Source organism: Bacteroidota bacterium, from assembly GCA_020402865.1.
Lineage (GTDB): Bacteria > Bacteroidota > Bacteroidia > Palsa-965 > Palsa-965.
Genome location: JADBYT010000043.1, coordinates 1 through 25,174, shown reverse-complemented (window position 1 = coordinate 25,174; position 25,174 = coordinate 1). Strand labels below are relative to the sequence as shown.

Here is a 25,174-nt window from a genome sequence, read left to right as displayed (position 1 = left end):
CTTATCTGAAATAGCTGTTGTATGAAAATGCAACAGCTATTTTTGTTTTATATTGTTAGTCATGAATCAGTTCATACGCGACAGCTATCAGAAACTGAATGAGCACGAAAAAGCCCGGCTGAAACGCGAATTTGCTGATTCGCCTAAAATGTTACGACTTATTGAGCTTATAGCGAAGCGGGACAACAAGCTGCTGAATACTTACGAAGCCGTAAACTTTGTATATGCCCGCGAAAAGGAGAGTTTTGATGTATTACGCAATCGTTTTTTCAAACTAAGAAAAAAACTGGCCGAAACACTTGAGCAGGTCATAAAACCGGCAGGTGATACGGCTTCTGATTTGCTGCCGTACGAAGCCGAATATTACCGCTGCCGTCAGCTTTTGCTCGATGCACAGTTTAATATGGCCGATAAAAGGCTTGAGGTTTTATATAAAAATGCCTTTAACGATCAGGTACTTGAACTGCTTCCCGATGTGCTGCACCAGCGCATTTATATAGCCCACGTATTACACGATGTGGAGCGTATTGAGAAATTGCTCGTACAACATGCCGAGGCAACTGCGGCCTATGCAACCTTGCTGAAAATGCGCGAGCTGAACCGGAAAATTGCCCTGAGTGTGTTCGGACAGGACTTTGATCTGGATGCCATGTTTAATCAGATGAGTACGCTGGCACGCAGACACCGGCAGTTTCCACGGCTTCAGTTTTATTACCATTTTACCCGGTTTACCATTTCGGCCTCCACAAAAATGGTAAAAGATAAATCAGTTTACCATCACCTTACAGCTTGTCGCAAAATGCTTGCTGCACGCCCGGCCATGCCAGCGGCCATTTACGAACCGGGCGGCGATGTGGCTATCAGTTTTCAGCTTAAAGTGGCCGAAGCCATGTTGGCGTATCACAATAATAATGCGGAAGAGTCGTACAATCACATGAAGGTGCTCACTGAACTGATCAACACCTACCCTACCCTTCGTCATAAACGCAGTGAAGCAATTTATCTCAATCTGCTTTCTATTCAAATTGCTACTGCACGCTACTCCGAAGCACTTTCAAATTGCGACGACCTGCTACGCTTTCATAAGGAAAAGGGAATTCCAGACAAACATTCGCTGGTATGGATGAGCCGGCTGGAAGTATATTCCTATGCATGGCCCGAACTTAAAGCGCACGATACGGATACGCTGTTTAAAAAAAGTAAAGACTTTTTAAATGAGCTGAAAAAACAAAAAGACGCGCGCTATCATACCTATTATATCATGTTCATTCTCGCTCAGGTACTGATCGGTAACCGCAAAGCCGGGCTAAGGGCAGCAAATGATAAATTGGTAAGAAAACTTTATCAGGACTGGGGTTTTGGATTCTACAATGATTTTTTTGATACGTTGCGTAAAGGCTGGAAGCCGCAGGATGTGGAATTACTGCGCAACAATCTGCTAAAACTTTCCGACGGGTCCGTAGATGGCAGTTTGAATGCCACGTTGAATATTCTTCTCAAACAACTCAATTACATCAAACCCTGAAAAAGAGGCAATCTCAGTGCTTCCAAGATTGCCTCTTTGATTGTTGATTGTTCAGGTTATTGAATGACAACCTTCATTGTTTTTATTTCCAGACCGATACTTCGCAGTAAATAAACGCCGGTACTTATTTCACTTACGTCGAGTGTATGTGAGGAAAGTACGGTGAATGTACGAACCGTTCTTCCGCTCATATCGGTAAGTTCAAATTGCATGGGCGTATTGAGGCCTGTGGTAATGGTAAGTAAATTGTTGGCCGGATTGGGATAGATAGTAAATGTATCGACTTGCATAGCGTCCGAACCGGTGCAAATATCTACCCAAACAACTTGCGAAGCCGAATTGCTGCAGCCAAGCGAATCGGTATAGGTGTAGATAATGGTTTGCAGGCCTGCGCCTGCAGCCTGTGCGCTGAAATTATTTCCGCTAACGCCGTTGCCACTCCATACACCTCCGGCCGGGCTTGCGCCGCTAAGAGTAAATTGTGTCTGGCTGATGCAGAACGTGTCTTGTGTAAGCAGCACGCTAACCTGCGGGAGTGTATTTACAGTTACGTTTACCGTTACTGAAGTATCGGCGCACGAACCGTTTGATGCAATTACATAATAGCTGCCGGCGCTGCTTACTGTAATTGCGCTGCTGGAAGAACCAGTACTCCACAAATAGCTGCTGCCTCCCTGCGCAGTGAGTGTAACGGTATTGCCCTGACAGAACGTAAGCGGCCCTGAGCTGCTGAGTGATGCCACAGGCGGAGCTACCACGTTTACAGTAACCGGCTGCGATGCGGCGCTGCAGCCAAATGCATCGGTGGCAGACACGGTAAAGGTGCCCGACTGGTTTACGGTTATACTTTGCGAGGTTGCACTATTGCTCCACAGCCACGACGAGGCGTTGCCGGCAGTAAGCGTAACCGAACCGCCTGTGCAGAATGTGAGCGGACCCGATGCAGTAACTACAGGCACAGCAGGCACAACCACATTTACAAGCGAGGTATCGGTTAATGTAACCGTGCCGCAACCCGGCTGCGTAGCCTGAATGGTAATCACATTATTACCCGCAGCCAGCGAACCAACCGGAATACTGATGGAAAGTGCCGAGCCTGTGCCCGTAACCGCATTGCCCACAGCCGCGCTGCCCGCAAATGTCTGATACGATACACCCGCCTGCGACGACTGCAGGTTGACAACTGCACTTGAAGTACTGTTACACACTGTGGCACCGGTAGAAATGTAACTGGTGTTCACCGGCTGATTGAATGTGGCAATTACTGCCGCGCGTGGCCCCTGACAACCCGCAGCACTGATTATTGATACATAAAATGTATCGGTAGCGGTGAGGTTGTTGATGGTGTAGCTTGAATCGTTGTCGAGCACGGTGGTGCTGGTGGGCGAACTGTACCACGCATAACCGCTGCCGCCAGTGGCTGTGAGTGTGGCGTTGCCGCTGCCGCACACGGTTGCACCTTGTACAGCGGGCGCACCGGGAAGCGGATTGATAACCACCTGCTGCAATTGCGGCGATGATACACATCCGTTGGGATTGGTAATCACCAGCGAGTAGGTTCCGGCCAGCGCGGTAGTTGCATTGGGCATTGCAGCCGGCACAGCCTGTGTAGATGAAAAGCTGTTGGGGCCGCTCCACTGGTAAGCAGCGCCCGCAATTACCGGCGACGAAAGCTGAAGCGTACCACCTTCGCAAAGCGGATCGTTGGCAAAGGCCACACTGCCGTTGTTGTAAAGCGCCATAATTTCGTCGGCGTTCAGTGCACGGTTATATACAATTACATCATCAAACTTCCCAAGCCAGTTTGCATTACCCAGTCCATTGCTTTGCTCACCGATTTTTACATCTACTGCGGTGTTGGTAATGCCGTTCGGATCGTTAAGTGTGCCGGTGAGTACACCGTTCTGGTAGATGCGCAACTGATTGCCGCCATACACGCACACAATGTGATGCCATTCGTTATAAGGTACATCCGTATTACTGTTTAAAAATGTATTTGCCGAAACCCGCCAGCGTACACGGTTTTCCTGTCTTTGTGCGGATAAACTGTAGTAATTATCTACAGCCATGTACAGGCCGCCAAAGGAATTATATTTATTGAGCAGCGGGCTGTAGAGCCCCCAGTTGCCGGGTTGCTGATTGACCCAGATGGAAATAGTAACCTGATTGTTGAGCGCATTGAATTCCGAACCGAGCGGATTATTCATATACAGGTGTCCCGAACCTGTAGTTTGAATGGCTGAGTTGGGCTGATTGTTCCGGTCTGTGGTGTAGCCGACAGTTGACCAGAACAACATATCGTTTCCGCTGCCACTCGAATCGGCCAGGTTGTTGTCGAAATCCAGACGCATAATCTGTCCGCTGTACAAATCAACCGCAGGAGCTGTGGCGTAGTTTACGGTAGCAGTTACCGCAGTACGTCCGCTTTCGCAGGTGCCGTTAAAAACAGACACATAGTAAACCGTGGTTGTATAAATGAACGGAGTGGTGAAATTTTGTCCGGTAAACAAAACGGGGCCTCCGGTAGCGGCGGTGTACCAGCGATATACAGAGCCAACACCCGCTCCTGAAGCAGAAATTGTGACTGTACCCGGATCGCAGCGCGAGGCACCGATGCCGGTGGGTACAAACGATGCGTTAAGCAGCGAAACCTGCACCTGCGGTAATGCAGATACACAACCTGTAGCAGGATTGGTGGCTACAAGCTGAAAGTTGGTATTTGCGGTGATGGTGCCGGTGGTAAAGAAAAGCGTATCGCCATTGCCCGTTTGTGCGGCGCCCACGTTGGTAGCGGCGGGCAACAGTTGCAGCTGATACGAAATGCCGGGCTGTGAGTTAAGCAGGACAATCTGAGCAGTAGTGTTGGGACAAGTACTTGCCGGATTGCTCTGATAAGCCAGTGCGAAGGGCTGTTCGCCGGTAAGCAGCTGTACTTCGCCTGCTGTTAAGGCGCGGTTGTAAATGCGCAGATCATCGTAAATGGCATTGGCGTACGCATCGCCGGCCCAGGGTGAGCGGCCTATATAATTGATCGTACGTACTACGTTTGCCGGTGTTGAAATGGCTCCGCTGGCCACTGCCACGCCGTTTAAGTAAATTGTGGCAGTGCCGTTACTCCATGTGGCAGTAATATGTTGCCAGCGGTTGGCTGCGGGCGCATTGGGAACCGTTAATGTAGGGCCGTTTGTAGCACCTACGTTCACTACAAGTGCCTGAAGGCTGGAGTTTCCGTTGGTGAGTGCCAGCAATACATTGTTTGACGGAGTTCCGTTCGAAAAATCGATTATACGCGACCAGTTGGCGTATGTACGTGCATAAAACCAACAGCTTATTGAAAATGAACTTCCCGTAAAATATGTGCCATCCGGTACATCAATATAATCATTCACACCATCAAAACTTAATGCACTGTTGGGGTTTCCGAAACGATCGGCAGCAGGAAGCGCACCTCCGAAAATTGTACCATTGTTATTGTTTCCGCTCACATCGTTGGCATTGCCGTTCATCGGATAGTGCAACACCAATCCGGTACTTAGTGATACGGGCAGGGATTGAGTCTGACCGATGTTTAGCGGTTGTGGAAGCACAGTAGTAGTAGTGGTAAATGAACTGCTGCATCCGTTTGCCGAAATGGTTACGGTATATGTGCCCGAAGCAGCAAGCGTAACGTTGGCTATTTGCGGATTTTGTTGTGTGGACGTAAAGCCATTGGGACCACTCCACGAGTAAGCCGCTCCGGCCACGTTCATGGCAGTGAGCGTAAGTGTGCTGCCTGCGCAGATTTGTGCGGGTGAGGATACCGGACGAAGTTCGAGATAGAAGTTAAAAGAAGCCGATCCGTTTACATCATTCCAGAATCCGGCAGAATTCATTGTGCCGAAATCTTCGTTACCCGAGTTGTTGGGTTCGCCAGAATTCCAGTTGGTATAGGTTACCGGTATGCCGTTTACCCATTGGAAGTTACCTTCCGTAACCTGATCGGTGAAGCCAATGTGGCAGACATTGCCGTTCAGGTTCCGGGTAAGGTAAATATTGGTTGTGGCATCGGGAATTACGGCAAGATGCCCGCCCAGCGCTGCGCAGTTGGTCTGAGCCGTTCCCCATGTCTGTGTACCGGAATAGTGAAAATAAAAATGCCTGTTACCCAGCGAGCCGGCATATCGATAGTTGGCCGAAGGAGGTACGTTGCCAATCGTACCGTTAATTGTTAGCGTCGCCGCTGAAGCCGGGCTGGTAGTTAGCGGCATACTGCTGCGTAATCTGATCTTGTATTGTGTACCCGAAGGAACACCAGCCGGAATGCGATAGCGAAGTTGACCGGTTGCACTCTGGCTGGCTACACTACCCAACTCGGCAACTGAGTTGAATGTACCGGCAATATCAGAAAGTTCAAGTGTGTAAGCATTTCCGGGGAAAATAGTTCCGTTAAAAGTGTAGTTCACCGTAATTGAATCGCCGGCACAAATTGTGGCCGGTGAAACTCCGGTCACGGCCATTGATACAGGATTAGGTTGTGCAAGTTCAGTAATTTCCTGTTGGTTCAGTACCCGGTTGTACACCCGAAAATCGTCCACCGACCCATTCATCGGATACCAGTTGTAACCAAAACGGCCTATCGTCAACTGCCGGCCGTTCATGGTTGCAAAATTGGGAGCACCGGCAACTGTAGCTACAAGTACACCGTTAATATACATGCGTTGTTCGGTGGCATCCATAATGTAGCAGTAATGCACCCAATTGTTAATTGTATAGGATGGTGTAATAGCCGAAATGTTGGTCATGCTTACATTCCCCACAAAAGTGGTAAGATTGGAGCCCGACAGGCTTGCCATGGCATGAAGGCCATTGCCCTGATCGCCTTCTTTCGAAAACAAGCAGTGATTTCCTCCGGCCACAGGGTTTCCGAAACCGTTTGACGCCACATTGCTGCTAAGCCGGAACCAGCATGAAAAAGAAGCTGCAGTGGTAAACTGAAGTGTAGGGCTGTTATTTATTTGCACCCGCCCCTGATTGCTGGTGCCTCCCATACTAATTGCACCAAATGCATTTCCATTACGGTCCTGAATGTACCAGGTGTTGTTGAAAGCTGTACCATTGTTATTATTGCCACTGAAATCGGCAGTAGAATTATCAAACGGATAGTAGGCTACCAGTCCGGATGTTAAATTTACCTGTGCCATTAAGGAGCTGCCGAAAAACACAAGCAGCATCAGCAAATTGAGTTTACGAATTACGTTTTCCATAGTTTTCTGATTTGTTGCATCAGCAATACAAACTTATGGCCATCACCTGTTTTCAACTTTGGCATCTGATTAAATTAGAGCTGCAATGAAGTAGAATTAACACACATTAATCCGGCTTTAACCCTTGTATAATCTAAGCTTTGACGTATTTATGCTGTGAACTCACAGGAATACAAAATCAACTGCCCAAAATCACTAACCGCGCTGATAAACATCATGTATCATGGCTGGCAGGCTGATTAACTTTCGGAAAAAGCCAACGTCATGAAAACCATTCTCGCACCTACCGATTTTTCTCCTGCCGCTGCTGCCGCCATCAACTATGCGGCCGAGCTTTCGTATCGTACCGGAAGCCGGCTGGTGCTGATGCATGTGTTTCACATTCCTATTCCTACGTCTGAATTCCCGGTAGCTATGCCTTCGGTGGATGAGCTGGAAGAAGGTTATAAAAAACGGCTTGAGCAGGAAGCCAACCGGCTGCAAGGCAAGTATCACAATGCGTTGAATGTATCAGTAATTGTGCGCTGCGGCATGGCGGTAGATGAAATTGCCGGTGTGGCCGAAGCGGAAAAGGCCGGACTTGTGGTGGCCGGTATGCAGGGCGGCGGCTTTGTACAACGCCGTCTCATGGGCAGTGTAACCACCATGCTCATGCACAAGTTGAATTGTCCGGTGCTGAGCGTGGATGCCGAGCAACAGTTTTTGGTGCCCGATAAAATTGCTGTGGCTTGCGATTTGGGCTACCTATCCAATACCAATGTACTGCAGCCTCTTCTTGAACTTCGCCGATTGTTCAACTCGCACCTGTTGCTGCTGCACATTACAGATAGTCCCGAACAAGCCGAACACGCCGGTGAAGCCGCAGAAAAACTCAAACTCGAGCTAAAACTCGGCAGTGTACCCCATAGCTGGCACACACTCAGCAGCGAAGATTTTGCAATTGCGTTAAACGCTTTTGTAGCTTCCGAACAGGCTGGCTGGGTAGTGATGATGCCGCGCAAACACAATTGGCTCGACCGCCTGCTCAACGAATCGCATACTACGGAAATGGCCTACAAAAGCCATGTGCCGCTGCTTGCCGTGCATGCGGAGTGAAGCAAAATCGGCCAGAATCTCTTGTCGCGTTATTTTAATACATATCTTATAGGCAATATCATTTTCACTTTAATTGGCTTCCCGTTTAAAACCGCCGGTGTAAATGGAGGAAACAAACTAACAATGCGCAATGATTCACCGGCGAGATCAGGTGCCTTTTTTTCCAATGCACTGCTGGTACTGATTACCTCTTCATTGGAAATACTTCCATCTTCATTGATAATAAAACTAATGTAAATTGTCCCTTGTCTTCCGGTTTCCCGTGCCGAAAGTGGATATACTAGATTATTTTGAATCAACGCCATCATTTCACTTTGTCCACCTCGGAATACTGGTAATTCAGCACCGGAATCTTTCGCTTCATTTGTTGAATAAACCTGAACACTATCACCAGAATTTTTGGTTTTATTGAAATCAGCAAAAGCTTGTTGATTCATATAATATATTCCAATATATTTCTGTGAATCATTAAAGTAACGTCTGTAATCGGAGGGAGGCGGTTTAATATTTGTAAATTTCATTAATGGCGATGAGGTTTCTATCTTACCCTTTTTGATAGTAATAGTTGCAATCTGTTTTTTTTTCCAGTTAAACAAACGCCATTCACCTTCCGGCACATTATTTACATAATTAATTACACCCAGCGTATCCGCATTCAAAGGAGTGAAATGTACAACCAGTCCATTTATTTTGCCTTTTGAATAGGTATATATTGACTGAGGTTTACCGTTTTGCTGATAATGTGTTTCTGTGCCATCTTTTTTGCCCGCCAAATAAAACGTTGATATTTTTTTAATTCCGGTCTTGCAATCAGTGGCTATCCACTCGCCAGTTTTTTGTCCATTTTCCTTTTCGCCATTCCAGCAAAGATCATCATCGTCTTTCCTGTTATTTGCAAACAGTGAAGTGGAATTTATCAGTAAAATTATATTGAGGAATAATTGTACTTTTTTCATTGATAAACAGGGTTAATTATGTACGCGATAAAGATAGATTAAATCAGTAATATTTTCAGTAATTAATATATATGTTGTACACCATCGACACACATTACGGTGAAAATAAAGCACACAAAGCTTGCACAGTATTTTCAGGTATCGGTTATACGGCCGTTGCTGGTTTTTTCTTTCCACAGCAACCCTTTCGATTCGGTGTTTGATAAATCTTCTGTATGCTGAACATCTTTGTTAATACAAAACAGCAGCACAGTAAAAAAGATTACTACTTTACACATTTACAAATTGAATTTATCATTGTGCTGCTACTTACTTCCCAGCGGGTGAAGGGCCTTGCAATTTGAAACGCACCGGCAGCGTCATTTTGGCGGCAACCGGTTTCCCTTTTTCCAATGCCGGTTTCCAGTCGGGCATTTGCTCTACCACGCGAACTGCTTCTTCCGCAAGTTCGGGCGCTCCCTCCACGCCCTTTACTATTTGCACATTGGTCACCTTCCCTGTTTTTGTAATCAGGAATTCCACATAAACCGTTCCTTGTTTCCCATCTGTTTTTGCCTTTGCAGGATAAATGATATTTGTTCTGAGATAATTCATCAGTTCATTCATTCCACCCGGAAATTCAGGCATCACTTCGGCTATGTTGTAAACAGAATCGGGCGGGGCCTGTGCATTGTTATTTTCCTTAAGCGACTGACTGACTATCTCAGTTTCAGCCTCCATAATCCTTGCTGTCAATGCTGCATAATCACGATAATTGCGCGGGGGCTCATGCCGTGTAAATTTATCCACTTCAGGAAAAGCCGATTTAATTTTCCCCATCTCCCACTCCACAAAGCGCATGGTGCGTCCGTTGGTGTCACAAATACGCCATTGTCCGTGAATAACTCCGTTGGAATAATTCACGCAACCCAGCGTATCGCCCGTATTGCCATAAAAATAGACAGTAGTGCCGTTTAACTTATTTTCACTGTACTGATAAATTGCCGTTTTCTTTCCCTTCGTATTGCAATGTCGTTCTTCCCCCTGTTTTTTACCACTACTGAAATTGGTAATAATCAGTAATCGTTTAGTGCGGCAATCTCTTGCAGTCCATTCTCCATCCATTTTTCCACTTTGCACTTTCCCTTTCCAGCATAAACCAATTGAATCGGTAAATGACGAATCGGCTGTTATTTGTGCATTGATTGAAAATGCACAAAACAACACTATCGGAGTAAGCAGAAGATGTTTGATCAGCATTGGGGTTGAATAAAGGGTTGCAGGAAGAGTTTATTTGCAAAAATAGGAAAAGAATATTTCCCTCATCAATACGTCACCACCCTCACCGGCGAAAGCTCCGTTTCTGCTCCGCTTTTGTAAATCGCTTTTATGCGGTATTGATACGTATTTCCCGGCGAAACACGGCTATCGGTAAACGTTGCAGAATTACCGGGTAGTGTTTCGAAAGTGCGCATAGGCTGGTTTTCTGTGGCGCGGTAAATAATGTAACGGTCCACTTCTTCGGCCGGAGCTGCCCAGGAAATAGTCACCTGCTTATTTTCTGTATCAAGTTTTACGTTTACATCTTTCAATGCCACGCGGATGCGTGGGCGAAAAATAACCTGCGGAGAAGCAGATGTACTTTTGTTCCCGCTACTGTCGGTGCAAATGAGCTGATAGATGTAGTCAGCACCGGCGGGGGCTTGTGTGTCGGTAAAATGCGTGGTGGTGTCAGTAGCCCGGAAGGTACTTACAAGCACCGATTGTTTGCCGGCGGCAGTGCGCAGAAGTTTGACCTCGCTTACATCACTGCTGCTGCTGCGTATCCAGCGCAGCACGATAGCCGAATCATTATGAACGGCGCTGATAAACACGGGTGCCACGGGCGCCACTTTATCGGGGCGTTTCAGGCGTGCAGGCTTTGCATCGGGCGAATTATTGTACACGCGATCCACGGCACGCACGGTATAAAATACATCGCGCGTGAGGGTTTGCGTGGCCACACTGTCGCGAAAACGGGTTGCAGCAATTAGTGTATCGGTTATTTCAACAAACTCCTCATTAAGACTGTTGCAGCGGAATACACGATAGCCGCGCAGGTCGGTGGCATTTACGGCGTTCCATTTCAGTTGCACCACGCCATTGCTGTCAATTATCCCCGTTACATTTTCGGGAGCCGCAGGCGGCACTTCATCGGCCAGTTGCAGCAGGGCGGGATAAGAAAAGGCGGTGTCGCCATCATTGCTGATGGCGGCAACCACGTAGTAGTTTGTGAACTCCGGTGCGGCATCGGTAAACAGTGTGGTGACAGGTGGTAAAGCGGCGGCATTTTTGACCGGTGCAAACGGGCCGCCTGCATTGCCGCCCCGCAAAACGGTAAAGTGTTTTAGCTGTTGTGTATTGAGGGCAGACGGTATTTTCCAGCGCAGTTGTGCCGTTTTATTATCGGCGCTGAAGCAGGAATCTATTTCGGGGTAAGCAGTCCATTCCTCTTTTCCACGCACGCGCACAGCAGCCGACGGCGCGCCCTCGAATCCGAAATACGACCAGCCGCGCACCCTGTACCAGTAAGGCTTTCCGTTTTGCGGCAGCGAGTCCTTGTAATACAATTCCGTTTTATTTTGCTCGGCATCCGATACGGCAAACACCAGCAGGTTTTTATTCATCCGCTCAAAGCGCACACTGTCTGCCGAACGTTCAATGATGTATCCGGCAAACGCATTACGTGTGGCTGCTGCATCAAAACTGAGCATTGCAAAACGGTTACCACCACGTATAGCTGGTTTGGCTACAGCAGGAGCCACATTCGTTTTCGGGTCGGCTTTGCCCATGCCCGGTTTCAAGGCCGGCGAGTTATTTACATACACCAGATACACATACACTTCGCCGCGCTGCACGTTTGCATCTTTAACCATTAACCCATGCGCAGCCGCAACATCCGGCGAATAGTCGCAGGCTTTCATGGCATAGCCGAAGCTAATTTCCTGAGCCGTTTTGCGTTTGGCCGCATCCGCAGGCAAGGGTTTTGAGGCATAAATTTCGTCGTACACAAGTGCAGCTAAAGGCTCGCGCTGTTTCAGTGTATTCCATGCGGCATCGGCTTTGGCTAAGGGTTTCAGCGGCTGGGTTGTCAGTACGGTTCCTTTGCCTGCGGCATTAGCCCCTAAATCCATATACGCATCAAGCGTAAATCGTTCTACGATATATCCCTGCTGAATTCCCGTTTTCCAAACCTCATAACTGGCCGGCACCCAGCGTATGTAAGCGGTGTCTTTGTAAACAGCTGCACGCACAAACACATCCTGCGCACTAAGCAGCCTGAACAGGCCAAGCGCCAGTAAAAGAAGAAAATACTTTTTCATACTCAATTGGTAATGGCGCATTGGTTACCCAGTTCAAATGCAAAGGTTTGTTGTCCTTTAATCAATCCTCCGAGAATATCATATTGAACCCCCATGCTGCCCGCTACCCAGTTTGGATTAGGGAGTTTGGCCTGCAACACCGCCGCAGCGGAAAGATTGAGGATAACCACATCGAAATTATTCCCTCGCGCGCCCACAGCGCCTTGCAGGTAGGCGTAAATCTGCCCCTGTGCATACCAGCCTTTTATGCCCGCGGGCGTTGTGCTGTTTACGCAATGGGCATTTGGGCCATAGTTGAGTACCATAATATCCATTCCTGCACCCGCAGCAAACAAGTAATATATTTCAAAATTATTGATACCAATATCGCCTTCAAAACCGGTGTTAAATGCAGCACCAAACGCAAAGCCCGAACAGTTCGCTAAGGCCTGCTGGTTGCGCTGGTTGGCCACATTGCTGTTGCCGAGAATGGAAGTTACATTTGACGGCGGCGGTGGCATGGGGTCGAGTTGTTTGCCAGCTTCTATGTAGGCTGTAAACGTGGCGATATTGGCTACACTAAGCGTTACACGGTTTTGCGGACGGCCCACATACACATACCAGAGATTGGGCTCGAAATGAATTACCGCCTGTCCGCTGCCGGTGAGCGAAGGCAGATTGATATTCATGCCAATGAGTGTATGGAACGTACTGTTCTGAAAATCGTAATTCATAATCATGGCACCACGTATCGGCGCTGCGTTTGCTGCCGGGCCCTGACGCTGGCTCACCTCAATCATACAATATAAATCGCCGGTGAGGCGGATAAAGTTTATGCCGCCGCTTGCATTGAACTGCATTTCAAAAGCCACATCGCCATTGGCCGGGCGCGGCGAACCTGAAGTTCCCACGGTGATGCCCGCTTTAAGTCCCAACCCCGCACTCTGATCAGGAATATAATTCAAGGCGTTGCCAAATGCCCCGGTGTAAAGTAAATTTTCGAGTGGCTGTCCGGGAGGCTGTCGCATATGATAATACACGCCGCCCATGAAACGATAAAATGAAAGTCCGGTTGAGCCAATAGGCATTTCAACCGGAATAGCCGCATCTACATAGAAATAGCGGTAGTTTGATACATTTCCAAACCATACACTGGCCGAGGCTGATGCACTCATGGGTTCGCACCTGAACTGAATACTTCCGAAAAATCCATTGCCGTAAACCGGGTCATTGTCTTTAAATTGAATCAATCCGTTAAGACCAAATGGCCCTGAATTATAGCTGAGATTTATATTGTTTACGGTAACCTTGTCAAACTCCCACTTCCATTTCTGACTGCCTTGCCCGGCGGCAGGATCGGCCACCTGCATGGATTTTGATTGAATGAGGAAACTCCCCCCTGCGCCTAACGAAAGATTGCTGCTGCTGTCGGTGAAGTTTAATCCCACAGTAAATGTGAGTGCCGGCGAAGAGCTGCTTTGCACGATACCAATATTATTGATGGTCATGCGAAAGCCGGCGAGCTTTGTATTATTCGGATCACCTGAAACAAGCGCGAACGTTCCGCCCCGCAATACAGGTGCATCGGCCGCAATGAGCAGTTGCTGAAACGCTAATTGCGGAGCTTTGGCATTAGCGTGATCGATTGAAATTTTACCGTTGAGTTCGGCCGAGGGTTTTAGTTTTTTATTGATGCTGGCTACGGTAATGCGCGAAGTATTGTACAATTCAAAACGTGCCGAAAACACATCAGCCTTGTAGTTGGCCGCCGGCGAAATGGTAAACGCATAATCGAGATCGCCGGTTTGCAAATTCTGCGACAATGCAGCGGCGTATGAAAGCGAATCGTTTTCGCTGACCGGCAGCTTTACATGGCCGCTCATGCCGGCGCCGTTAACATGGTTGGAAACGATATTTACATTAAGCTGATTGACCGAGAAGCCCCAGCCGCTCATGCTTCCGCTTTTGGTGCTGAACAAATTCTGCCCCTGAAAAAAGCCCGATAAACCACTATTATCAATGAGCAGATTGGTGGCTGAAATTATTGGCGGCTGGCCGTTTCGGGCCAATTGCGGGGGCAGTTTTACGCTGAACTGCTGCATGTAAAATCCTTTCCATGCAAGCGGATCGGGCATATTGGAAAGGTTGTACCCCTGCGGAAAAGCCATGCCGGGTGCGTTGGTTACTTCGCTGAAATCAGCAGTAGCATTGGTTACGGTAAATACCACATCATTCACCCCGCGTACGCAAAACGGAGCAATGCTGGTTTGCATAATCATATTTTGTACGTCGCTGGTGTGTATCTGCACCATGGCGCGCACCACACTATCGGGCTGCGGAGCCGATGGATCGGGATAAATCATACCCGGATCAAATTCAAAGTAGCCACGCAGATTTACAGCCTGAAAGCCGTTACAGTCCCACTCCACATAATTATAGCCATCGGGCTTGAGTACCAGTTGCACCTTAGGCCCGATGTTGATGCGGTGCTCACTTACGAGCATAAGCTTGGTGTTGGGCCCGGCCACTACACCTTTGGGGTTAAAGGCAATGTTTTTGGCTGCAAAGCAGATTTTGTTTGTAGCACCCGGAAAGGTAAGCGCCATATAGGCCGAAAAGGTAGCTATGCCCGGCCTGAATGTGCTGCTGTCTATAGCAATTACATATTCCTGCCCGCCAATGGTTTTATGAATACCAAAAGGTAAGGCCGCCATACTATCAGGATCCATCTGACTCAAAAGCCTGTTTTGCGACGTTACTTTATTCAGCAGCGACAACACATAACTCTGCTGCGCATCTGCAACTGGCGCAGTTTGCGACCAAACCGGCATTTGGACGGACAGGAGAAATAAAAGAAGCAGTATTCTTTGAGGGGCGTACATATTTTATGGTCAGGGTTTTCTACGGTTCCAAAATACACGACTTTTTCAAATCATGTATTTGTGTGCGAAAAAAGAATATTTTTAGGAACCTTCTACGGGTATTCCCGTAAAAAGTTCACACCCGGTTAACCTGAACCCTAAAATACGTTTTCGCCCCCGTTATGCTTCGCATACCCTTTTTTCTGTTGATGTGGTTGTTGCCGTTTGCGGCAATGGCCCAATTCATTACACCGCTTGACGTTACCACAAACTACAATCCATCACCCGTTTCTGGCTGGAATGTTACCGCTACGTGTGAAGACACTATTCGCAATGTATTGTTTACTGCACGGTATCAACCGTCATCTGCCAATGGTTGGGACATCCGAAAAACAAACCTTACAACCGGCGTCACCACTACGTTATTAGTGAACACCATTTCCAGCAACGTCCCGATTCCGACACCTAAAATTGCCTTTAAAACCAATCGCTTATACTTTTCTCAGAAAACCCCTTCACTAAACAATCAACGTATAACTTGTATTGATACAGCTGGCAATGTTATCTGGTTTCGCGACTTCCTTGAAAATTCCACAGACAGCATTTTTGACTATTCTTTATCACATACAGGCGATACTTTATTTGTAGCAGGCTCTTTTTCTATTTCTACTCCTATTAGTATTAGCTTTTTAGCGGCATTTAATGCGAATACCGGACAGTTGTTAACCGGCTGGACACATTCAATCGGAGCTTCTGCAGGTAATTTTGTACGTACTGTTTTAGTAGAAGGAGGCTCGTTGTATGTGGGAGGCGATTTTTTGGACGGGAGTGCACAGCATCTTACAAAATATACGCTCACGTCTTCGGGGCCGGTGCGTGTTCTGACCTGGAACCCGAATCCGAATGCGGCCGTTTATGACATTGCCAGTATAAACGGAAACTTCATTGCTGTGGGTGGTGAGTTTACTGCTTTTTCAGTAACAACAACCCGTAATTACTTTGCCTATCTTAACAAGAATACGGGTGCGCTGCTTAGTACATCGTTGCTCTTTAATGCTCCTGTAAGAAAAATTGAAACCTATCCCGGTAATGTTTCCACTACCCCATTCGTATTTATTGCCGGCGATTTTACAGCAATTAATACAACCTCACGAAATCATTTTGTGGGTTACACCTATCCCGCTTCATTATTGACTTGGGATCCTGGTATTGCTAATTACAATAGTGAAATCAGACTCGTCCGCTTTCGAAATCACCTGTATATTTCTGCGGCAAAAAGAAATATACTACCCAGCCCTTACAAGGTCTATTGCCTTGCTGCGCCACAACCTTCTCTAATCAGCTATTCATCTACTGCCTTCTGCCGGGGAGGAAATCCCATTACCGCAAGTGTTTCTCCCGTGCAATATGCTACATCCTACAACTGGAGCTATTCGGGCAGCGGCGTTACACTTGTGCCTTCGGGTAATGCTGTGCAATTAATTTTCGGATTGAATGCAACCGGCGGCACACTTACGGTTAGTGCGCAATCAGATTGTGGTTTACAATCTGCACTCAGAAGTTCTGTCATTACATTACTCCCCTCACCCACTGTAAACGCCGGCCTCAACGACTCGCTTACCTGTATTCACACATCCGTACTGCTCAATGGTTTCAGTACAACGCCCGGAGCAACGTTAGTATGGACGTTTCCCAACAGCATGCAATTTCCGGACTCTGTTATTACCTCTGATCCCGGACAATACATACTCACAGCCACATCACCCAATCAGTGCATGTGGAGGGATACCATGCAGGTAATTGTAGATACTGTCCGGCCTGCATTACAGCCATTTGGTTTTGTTCAGGATCTCACCTGCTCCGCAGACTCGGTAATATTGGACGCCGCCACGCTTTACCCGGCCGATTCGCTTCGCTGGACGTCCATTCAGGGCGTATTCCCCAATCCGTTTGCAGCCACCGTGTCGGGCAATTACCTTTTAACCATCCACAGCCGTCGCAATGGTTGCGAAAACAGCGACACTATTTTCGTAAACGAAAACATCACACCGCCCCCTGTATTGCTCCCTGCGAGTATAGACACACTCACCTGCCTGCAAACAAGTGTGCAGCTTAATTCGCCACCGGTTACCGGCGGGGTGCAGGTCTGGAACCTTGTGGGCGATACGGTTTTTGTAAACAACCCGGCCACTGTTTCCGTGCCCGGCAACTACATACTCACCACCACAAGCCTCATAAACGGCTGCCTGTCGCAGGGCGTGGTAAATGTAAATCAGTTCATTACTCCGCCCAACGTAACGGTGCCCGCTAATGTACCGGTTTTAAACTGCTCGTTCGACAGTGTGAGCATTGACGGAAGCTCGGCCAATATTGGCGCAGGATTATGGTGGACAGGCCCAGGCAATTTCTCCTCTGCCGATCCGGCTGTGGTGACGCAGCAGGGCGTGTATGTACTTACAGTTACACACCCTCAGAACGGATGTACGCGCAGCGATTCAATTACAGTAAACTATGTAAATACGCTTACTGTAATTGCCAATACCGATACCACGATTTGTCCCGGCTCAGGCGCAGTGCTTACGGCTTCGCCGGTGGGAGGTACGCCGGGGTTCAGTATCAGCTGGGACAATAACGGAGGAAGCGGATCGCCGGTAACTGTTTATCCGGCCGATTCACTTACTTACATAGTAACGATCAACGACAATGCCGGCTGCGTGGGTACCGATACCGTGCGTGTACACGTACCCGATGTGCTTAGCGATTCAACCCTCAGCTTTCAGCCCTGCGATCCGCTGCAACCTACCGGACAGGTACAGGTGTATGCCTGGGGCGGTGTGCCTCCGTATCAGTTTTCTATTGATGGTGGCAGTACGTTTCAGAATTCAGGTGTGTTTGGTAATCTTGGTTACGGAAACTATTCATTTATTATCCGTGATACGCTGGGCTGCACACGTTCAACATCTGCCGTAATTGATACCAACAGCCTCTCGCCTGCTCCCGACTTCCTTCTTTCTACCAATCCCGATATGGGTGATACGGTGGTTATTGTGGACATCAGCAACCCGCGTCCTGATTCGGTAAACTGGATTTTTCCGCCTTCGGTAACTGTGATTGACAGCAATCAGTTTGCCCCCGTTATTTTGTATGGCGATACCGGTATAATTTCCATTACCATGCAGGCCTACTATGGAAGCTGCGAAGTAAATTACGTGCGTAATGTGATCATCGGTCCGTTTGTACCCGGAGGCGCTACTCCATGGAACAACAATGGAATTGATACACTTATTGTATATCCCAACCCCAACAACGGCACATTCACCGTTGATCTGGAACTGCATGCCGAGCAAACATTCATTATTCAGGTATTTGATGCCAGCGGGATTGAACGTTTCCGTATGCCGCCGCTCACCACAAACAGCTGGACAGGCAGCATTACCATACCGGCGGCACTGCCCGGCAACTATCAGTTGCGTGTTACTGCTGAGTTCGACAGCGAATCGCGGATAATTATTGTTACACAGTAAGTGCGGTTATGAAAAAGAACTTACTCTCCGCATTCATGTGCTTATCTGTTGCAGCCATTCATGCACAGAATCTCGAAAAAATCGGGCAGAAAGATATGGTTACCATAAGCGGCGGACTTAATTTTTCGTCGGTTTTGTACGATGCGCAGGGATTTGAAGCACGCCGCGATCCGTTTACCTGGTTTTTCAGTGGCAACCTCAATGTGACCATTCTTGATGTGAGTTTGCCGTTTACTTACAGCTACAGCAACCAGCGCGGTACATTTACACAGCCGTTTAATATGCAGGCGGTGCATCCGAAATGGAAATGGATTCAGGGGCATGCAGGTACTACGGCCATGAACTTTTCCAATTACACACTGGCCGGGCATGTATTTACCGGCGGCGGTGTGGAACTAACTCCTGCGGGCTGGTATGCAGGTGCCATGTATGGAAGATTGCGCAAAGCCATTGCTTTCGATCCGGCAATGACAAGTACCGACCAGATGAGCTTTCGCCGCATGGGCTGGGGTGTAAAAGCCGGTTTCGATAAGGACGGCCATGCGATAGGCATAACTTATTTTACAGCGAAAGACGAAGAAAACTCGCTGCTGTTTCTGCCACCCGGGGCGGCCATTGCGCCCATGCAAAACACGGCGTTAAGCATTAGCGGCAAAACCAAACTCAGCACCTGGCTAAGTGTTTCGGCCGAACTGGCCGTATCAGGCCTTACGCGAAACACCAACGCCGAAACCGAAACAACCGATTTTAACGGCTGGCAGAAATGGCTGCTGCCCACACGCACCACCACACAGTTTTTCAGGGCATGGAATGCGGCTATTACGTTTACGCAAAAGAATTTCTCGGTAGCGTTAAAACACGAACACGTTGACCCCGACTACCAAACACTGGGCGCATACTTCTTCAACAACGATCTGGAGAATTATACAGTTGCACCCTCGTTTAAGCTTTGGAAAGGCAAACTGAATATTGGTTTAAACACCGGCTTTCAGCGCAACAACCTCGACAAAACCCGCCAGAGTACCACGCAGCGTTGGGTAGGTTCGGTAAACGTGAGTGCCATGCCCGGAAAAAACTGGACACTTAATGCCTCGTATTCCAACTTTACGGCGTTCACCAATCAACGCCCGCAGGCCGATCCGTTTTGGGTACCCACTGCGGCAGATACATTAAACTTCTATCAGCTTTCGCAGCAGGCATCGGCATTGGTATCCAAAAGTTTTGGTGAAAAATCGAAGTGGAAAAAAAATGTGGCAGTGAATGCCATGTATCAGGTTACAGGCCAGCAGCAATCAGGCTCGGTGCTGCCTTCCACTACTATTATTAATGGTAATGTATCGTTTGGCGTACAACATGCGCCCAGCAAAACAACTGTATCGCTGGTGGCCAACGGCAATCAGTCGAGTACGCCGTTCAGCATTCTTACCCCGCTTGGCGAGGTTTCAGGTACTATTGTAACACAGCAATATGGTCCGGGGCTGAATGTGTCGCGCAGTTTTGCGGGTGGCACAGTGCGGGTAGCTGCGGGCAGTTCGTATAACCGTGCGGTTACTGCGGGTGTGCTTACCGGAAATGTAATAAGTTCGAGGGCGCAGATTAGCTGGTCGCCCAAAACAGGAACTCAAAAACAAGGCGCATCAAAATCTGTGAAAGCAAAGCTGGGTAAACCTTCGCTGCAGTTCAGTCCCATTTTTGTGCAGCGCCTTCCCGCCTCCACTGCCATGCGTAAAACAAGCGAGTTAACGGCAACTGTAAATCTGAATTACACGTTTTAATTCTCTAAACAATCAATAAAATTCATCTAAATGAAAAAGACACTCTTCATTCTTCTAGGAGCAATGAGTACACTTGTAATGTCGGCTCAACAAAACCTAACCTATGACTATGAAGTACCTGAGTTTCAGGAAAAGGGAGAAATAATCACTGCTAATGGTGATACAGTAAGGGGCACTATCAAATTTTCTGTTAACTGGCACAGGTATGTATATATCTGGACCGGAAAATTTGAAGGAAAGGGAAAGAAGTACACTCCCGGACAAGTAAAATCTATTTACCTGAGTCTGAGTAATCGTTTTTTTGAGGCTGATATTCCAGTTGGAGAAACGGACGGTAAGGATTCTACCTTCTATGAACTCACCAACCGTGGTAATACTAAAATGAAAATATATGCATGGTTTTCATCGCCGGGAGTAATGGTTGGCGGAAAATTACAAGGTTCAACTTCTTATCATGTGAAAATGGTTGGGAAGCCAGGTGTTTATTCACTTAGCGATAAAGTTATGCGGCCATTTAATGAAAAAATGGCTGAATTAGTTGCTGACTGTCCCGAGTTGTCGCTCAAAATAAAAAATGGAGAAAAAGGATATAAAATCCCCACACTTACAAACAATGATTTTAGAAAACAAGTACTTGATAAAATAGCTCAGGAATATATTATTTGCAAATAATTAAAACGCAGTAATGCTCAACTTTAAATTATCTAAACTCCTCATCGCTCTCATTCGGCGTATTTCAAATACGTTGAATGGGAGCTTATTGGTATTATTTATTTTATTCTTTCACATTTCCGCACACGCCCAAACCTACCCCGTACAGCTCAACGTACAACTTCAACCACCCTTTTCGGGCTACCTGCCCGACTATACCACACCCGGCAGTGAGCAACTGAAAATCTTTGTGCTCTTCACCGATTTCACCCGCCCGAGCTACGACATTAAACTCAAATTCCGTTTGCAGGGGCAAGGCATTACCATTGAAAACCCAGCATACTTTTATGCCGGGCCGTTTACCGTTGAGCCCGGCGTGCCGCTGCAACTTTCGGGCACCGACCTTGCCCAATTAATGGCGCAGCAAAATCTGGTGTACAGCGGCATTACCACCCAGCAATACAACCAGCGCCGCGTGCTGCCCGAAGGCTTTTACACCGTGTGCGTAACGGCCTACGATTACCTCAATCCCACGCCCATACAGGTTTCTAACGAAGCCTGCACACAGGCGTGGATGATTATCAGCGATCCGCCGTTGCTGAATTTACCGCTCTGCGGCAGCACCGTGCCCGAAATTCAGCCCCAGCAAATTACGTTTTCGTGGACACCGCTCAACATGGGCGGGCCTTCTTCGGCACTGGGCACCGAGTATGTGCTGCGCCTCTGGGAAGTACGCCCGGCGGGCAATCCGGCCGGTAACGTGATTCTCTCTTCGCCGCCGGTTGATTCGATAATAACCACGCTTACGGTAGCAAATTACACGCAGCTCAACTACCCGCTTATTGACGGCATGGAATACGTGTGGACGGTGCAGGCGCGCGACATTGGCGGGCGCGAGCTTTTTCGCAACCGGGGCATGAGTGCGCCCTGTACGTTTACGTGGGGCAATACCTTCGGCGCATCGGCCGCAAGCATCAACCTCAATCTGGCCGCGCAGGTCATAAACCACCGTCAGGCGCGGCTTACGTGGGACAGTGTGGCACTCTTCAGCAGCTACCGCGCAGAATACCGCGCACAGAATTACAGTCCGCAATGGTACAACGCCGCCGGCACGCCCACCGTGGCCGACAATGCCCTGCGCGTATATGACCTCACGCCGCAGCGCACCTACGAAGCGCGTGTGCAGGGCATTATGCCCAACGGCCAGCCCGGCGCATGGAGCGATATTGTAACCTTTACAACACCCGCCGAAGCCATTATTGCCTGCGGACAAACTTCGCCTGCGCCTTCGATGCAGAATTTCAAACCGCTCACCGCCGCCAGCATCGGTATGACGTGGCAGATTGGTCAGTTTGAAATGCTGGTTACGCAGTTGCAAAGCATCAGCAATGCGCAGGGCTATTATTCGGGGCTTGGCAAGATTAAGATGTTTGGGGTGGTTGGTGTGGCGTGCTCGTTTCAAGCGATAAGGATGAATGAGGAGTTGCAGATGGTGGCGGGTGAAGTGCATGCGTTGACGGATGGGATTGATAACTGGCTGGCGCAGGGGAATGCAGGTAATTATCAATATGACACCAGTTATTTTTTTACGGGTGTTATAGACAGTATTTATATAAATGGTTCTGGGCAGGTTGTGATTGTGGATGTAAACGGGAATACCTCAGTTGTAAATATTGATTTGAATGGAGGAGTATTGTTTACCGATGCGAATGGTAACCAATGGGTGGTGGATCAGAGTGGCAATGTAACTATTGTTGACGATGGTGTGTTTTTGCCACCGTCAGATCTGGAGCCACTTACCGCACAGGAAAGAGCCATACTTAAAAGGGCGTTGGATACACTAAAAACAGATTACCCGCAAACCTTACTGAATCAACAGCTGTTGGCTTACAACAATGCGAAAAATTCGCTTACACAACAAATGCAGAATCAGCGTCAGAATATTTCGCCCGGCTCACCCGTAATTCCCGAAAAAGATAAGCAACGCATGGGATTTGTTGAAATGCCAGCTGCGGCACCGGCATCTACAGACCAGACGGGTCAAAGTAATTTAAATTATAAAAATACAGAGTATGCCTACAATACAGGGCAAATCATCTTTGTGTTGTATTCTGCACAGTTAAGTAATCAAGAACTTGATATAATAGGTTCATACCTGCTTATCGGATCGGTTCCGTTCCGTACATTCGTTGCACAGCAGATTGCGCAATCGCAAACCGAATCTCAAATTGTAAATGCAGTAGCGCAGCAGGGTATTGTTCCCCTTGCTCAGCGTATTGCCCAGCAAAAAATGGAACAAAAATGAAACCTGTTTTTGTATTTCTGCTTCTCTTTGTTGCAGGACGGCTTGCTGCTTTCTTGCCCGACAGTACTTACCGCGAATTGGTGAGAAAAGGTAGTGGTGATCTGGCTCAAACATTCTGCGCCAACTCTACCCATATTGCTAAAGGAGAAACCAATAAACTTGATTTTGTTGTTAACATACAAGTTCCGGGTAGCGATCCAGACCGTATGTTAAGCACGGAAGTAAATGGGAAACAACCGCTTTTAACGGCTGCTCTAATGACCGCCAATGAAGCGGAATGGAACAGTAAATTGCAAGCTATTTATACATCAACCGGTGTTGAGTTTTACCTGCTTCTTATTAATGGTTACGATATAATGATGAAGGCCACATTAGAAAAGGGCCAAACTCTTCCTGTATCATCATTATTTAAACCGGGTACTTTTTTCGATCAGAATTCAAATATTCAATCGCTGCTCGATGAGAATTTCAAGGTTGTGAATGATATTGTTTCGGCCAGTGCAATTACACAAAATAACCGAAGCGTTTGTTTATTTGGTTATACGCAGTTTTATGGTGCTTTTTGGAAAAATCAGGCTAACTATGGTAAGTATGGGGGCTGGTACATCAAAAACTGTGATCCGGCGAATACATCCACACCAGAATTACTCGAAAACTTTGCCGATTTATTAGTTCTTGATTTAGAAACCCGATACAGGTTTGTGAGGCCGGGTGGAAATTTTGTGGAGTATGTGGAAGAAGTAATCAACGCTGCAGAGAAAACGGCGCCCATTGCCAAGAAAAAGAGCCGCCTGTATTATACGTTTAATGAAGATACAGTGATGGATATTCTTCGGGCTTTTACAATAGCGAATTATTATGAGGCATTGAGTGTTCAGGAGCGGCTTCATGTAGCAGGCGTACTACTGATTGATAATTCATTGTTTGATGCGGAAGAAGAATTTCTGACTGCGATAATCAGGCATACCCCCGAAAATCAGGTGCTTTCTTTATTAAGTGGTTTCGAAAACCAAAGCCCGCTCAACTTACGTCCCGAATATACCGGATTGAAAACCAATACGGTCTCATTAATATACCGGTTGATGTATAATACCGATGATGAGACTTTTCTTTGGGGCGACGATAATTATACTGATCTCATCGTTACACTCACCAAACTAGAACTAAGTTCGGCCGAAGCCATAAATTACTACTGGGAAGACGGCAACGACAGTGAGCAATTCAAGCGCATGATAAACTGGGGTACGCCCGGTACGCCCAAAGTAGGCGATGCACAGTTTGAGGCGGAATTGCTAACAAACGGACGCATTAGGGTGGATAAATCGGTAGCCGACAGTATAATTACCTATCCGGTTTATGCAAGTGGTGGCTCATCGGGCGGAGGAACAGGTTATACTGTACATTATGACGATGCTTCTTACCCGGCTTATGAATTGAATGCGTTTGATATTGTGGTCTTTACGCATTTCAGCAGGCTTACCATGCTTGATGCGGCTGGTGTAAGTAACGGACAGCCATCGTTATGTCCGGCTTTGTTTCTCAAATATGCTACGGTAAAAGGCAATGAGCAGGCCATGAAATTTGTGGCAATGGTGGCACTTGATGTATTAACCATTGCTACCGGGCCGCTGGCCTTTATATCCGCCATAAATGCCACACGCTACGCGCTGGCGGCTTATGAACTTTTTGTGTTTGTAGGTTCATCGGCCAATCTGGCGGTTAATGTGCAGGGAATTCAGGATCCGCAAACTATGCAGGTGGTGGGTGTATTCAATATTATTGTGGCTACCTGCGGACTTACCAATCTGGCAGTAAGGGGGGCACTATTTTCTCACGACTGGCACAGTGCGGCAAAAGTGGGGGCCATAAATTCAATTACTCAAAATTCGGCCGATGATTTTATACGGTTGTTTGATGAG

General features: G+C 47.6%; 12 protein-coding genes. 7 read left to right on the top strand and 5 right to left on the bottom strand.

The features are described 5' to 3' along the window. Positions 1-61: 61 nt before the first annotated feature. Positions 62-1,525, top strand: coding sequence for a hypothetical protein (locus IM638_19970; protein MCA6365320.1), 1,464 nt, complete (start codon positions 62-64; stop codon positions 1,523-1,525). A gap of 56 nt (positions 1,526-1,581) precedes the next feature. On the opposite strand, the gene IM638_19965 is transcribed toward IM638_19970, so the two are convergent. Beyond that, positions 1,582-6,768: a T9SS type A sorting domain-containing protein gene (locus tag IM638_19965; GenBank protein MCA6365319.1), complete on the bottom strand. Its 5,187-nt coding sequence runs from the start codon at positions 6,766-6,768 to the stop codon at positions 1,582-1,584. Positions 6,769-7,032: 264 nt separating this feature from the next. Here IM638_19965 and IM638_19960 point away from each other — a divergent pair, with 264 nt between their 5' ends. After that, positions 7,033-7,863: a universal stress protein gene (locus tag IM638_19960; protein MCA6365318.1), complete on the top strand. Its 831-nt coding sequence runs from the start codon at positions 7,033-7,035 to the stop codon at positions 7,861-7,863. 29 nt (positions 7,864-7,892) lie between these two features. Here IM638_19960 and IM638_19955 read toward each other — a convergent pair whose 3' ends face one another. From IM638_19955 to IM638_19940, 4 genes are all read right to left on the bottom strand, one after another. Further along, positions 7,893-8,819 carry an energy transducer TonB gene (locus IM638_19955; protein MCA6365317.1) on the bottom strand — a complete coding sequence of 309 codons (927 nt, stop codon included), beginning with the start codon at positions 8,817-8,819 and terminating at the stop codon, positions 7,893-7,895. 309 nt (positions 8,820-9,128) lie between these two features. After that, the gene (locus IM638_19950) at positions 9,129-10,058 is read right to left on the bottom strand and encodes a TonB family protein (GenBank protein MCA6365316.1); all 930 of its coding nucleotides are present in this window, start codon (positions 10,056-10,058) and stop codon (positions 9,129-9,131) included. 65 nt (positions 10,059-10,123) lie between these two features. After that, entirely contained in the window at positions 10,124-12,160 is a 2,037-nt protein-coding gene (locus IM638_19945) for a fibronectin type III domain-containing protein (protein ID MCA6365315.1), read from the bottom strand. A gap of 2 nt (positions 12,161-12,162) precedes the next feature. Beyond that, positions 12,163-14,970 (bottom strand): hypothetical protein, encoded by a 2,808-nt coding sequence (locus IM638_19940; protein ID MCA6365314.1) that lies wholly within the window; start codon positions 14,968-14,970, stop codon positions 12,163-12,165. Between the two features lie 212 nt (positions 14,971-15,182). Here IM638_19940 and IM638_19935 point away from each other — a divergent pair, with 212 nt between their 5' ends. The 5 genes from IM638_19935 to IM638_19915 form a co-directional block, all read left to right on the top strand. Next, positions 15,183-18,524 carry a T9SS type A sorting domain-containing protein gene (locus tag IM638_19935; protein ID MCA6365313.1) on the top strand — a complete coding sequence of 1,114 codons (3,342 nt, stop codon included), beginning with the start codon at positions 15,183-15,185 and terminating at the stop codon, positions 18,522-18,524. Between the two features lie 8 nt (positions 18,525-18,532). Further along, a complete protein-coding gene (locus IM638_19930) occupies positions 18,533-20,299 on the top strand; it encodes a hypothetical protein (GenBank protein ID MCA6365312.1) in 1,767 nt (588 codons plus the stop codon). 30 nt (positions 20,300-20,329) lie between these two features. Beyond that, positions 20,330-20,971 (top strand): hypothetical protein, encoded by a 642-nt coding sequence (locus IM638_19925; protein MCA6365311.1) that lies wholly within the window; start codon positions 20,330-20,332, stop codon positions 20,969-20,971. A gap of 13 nt (positions 20,972-20,984) precedes the next feature. Next, complete coding sequence (locus IM638_19920) at positions 20,985-23,255, top strand: hypothetical protein (GenBank protein ID MCA6365310.1); 2,271 nt, start codon at positions 20,985-20,987, stop codon at positions 23,253-23,255. Then, on the top strand, positions 23,252-25,174 hold a 1,923-nt coding region (locus tag IM638_19915; protein MCA6365309.1), incomplete at its 3' end, for a hypothetical protein. The genes IM638_19920 and IM638_19915, both read left to right, overlap by 4 nt.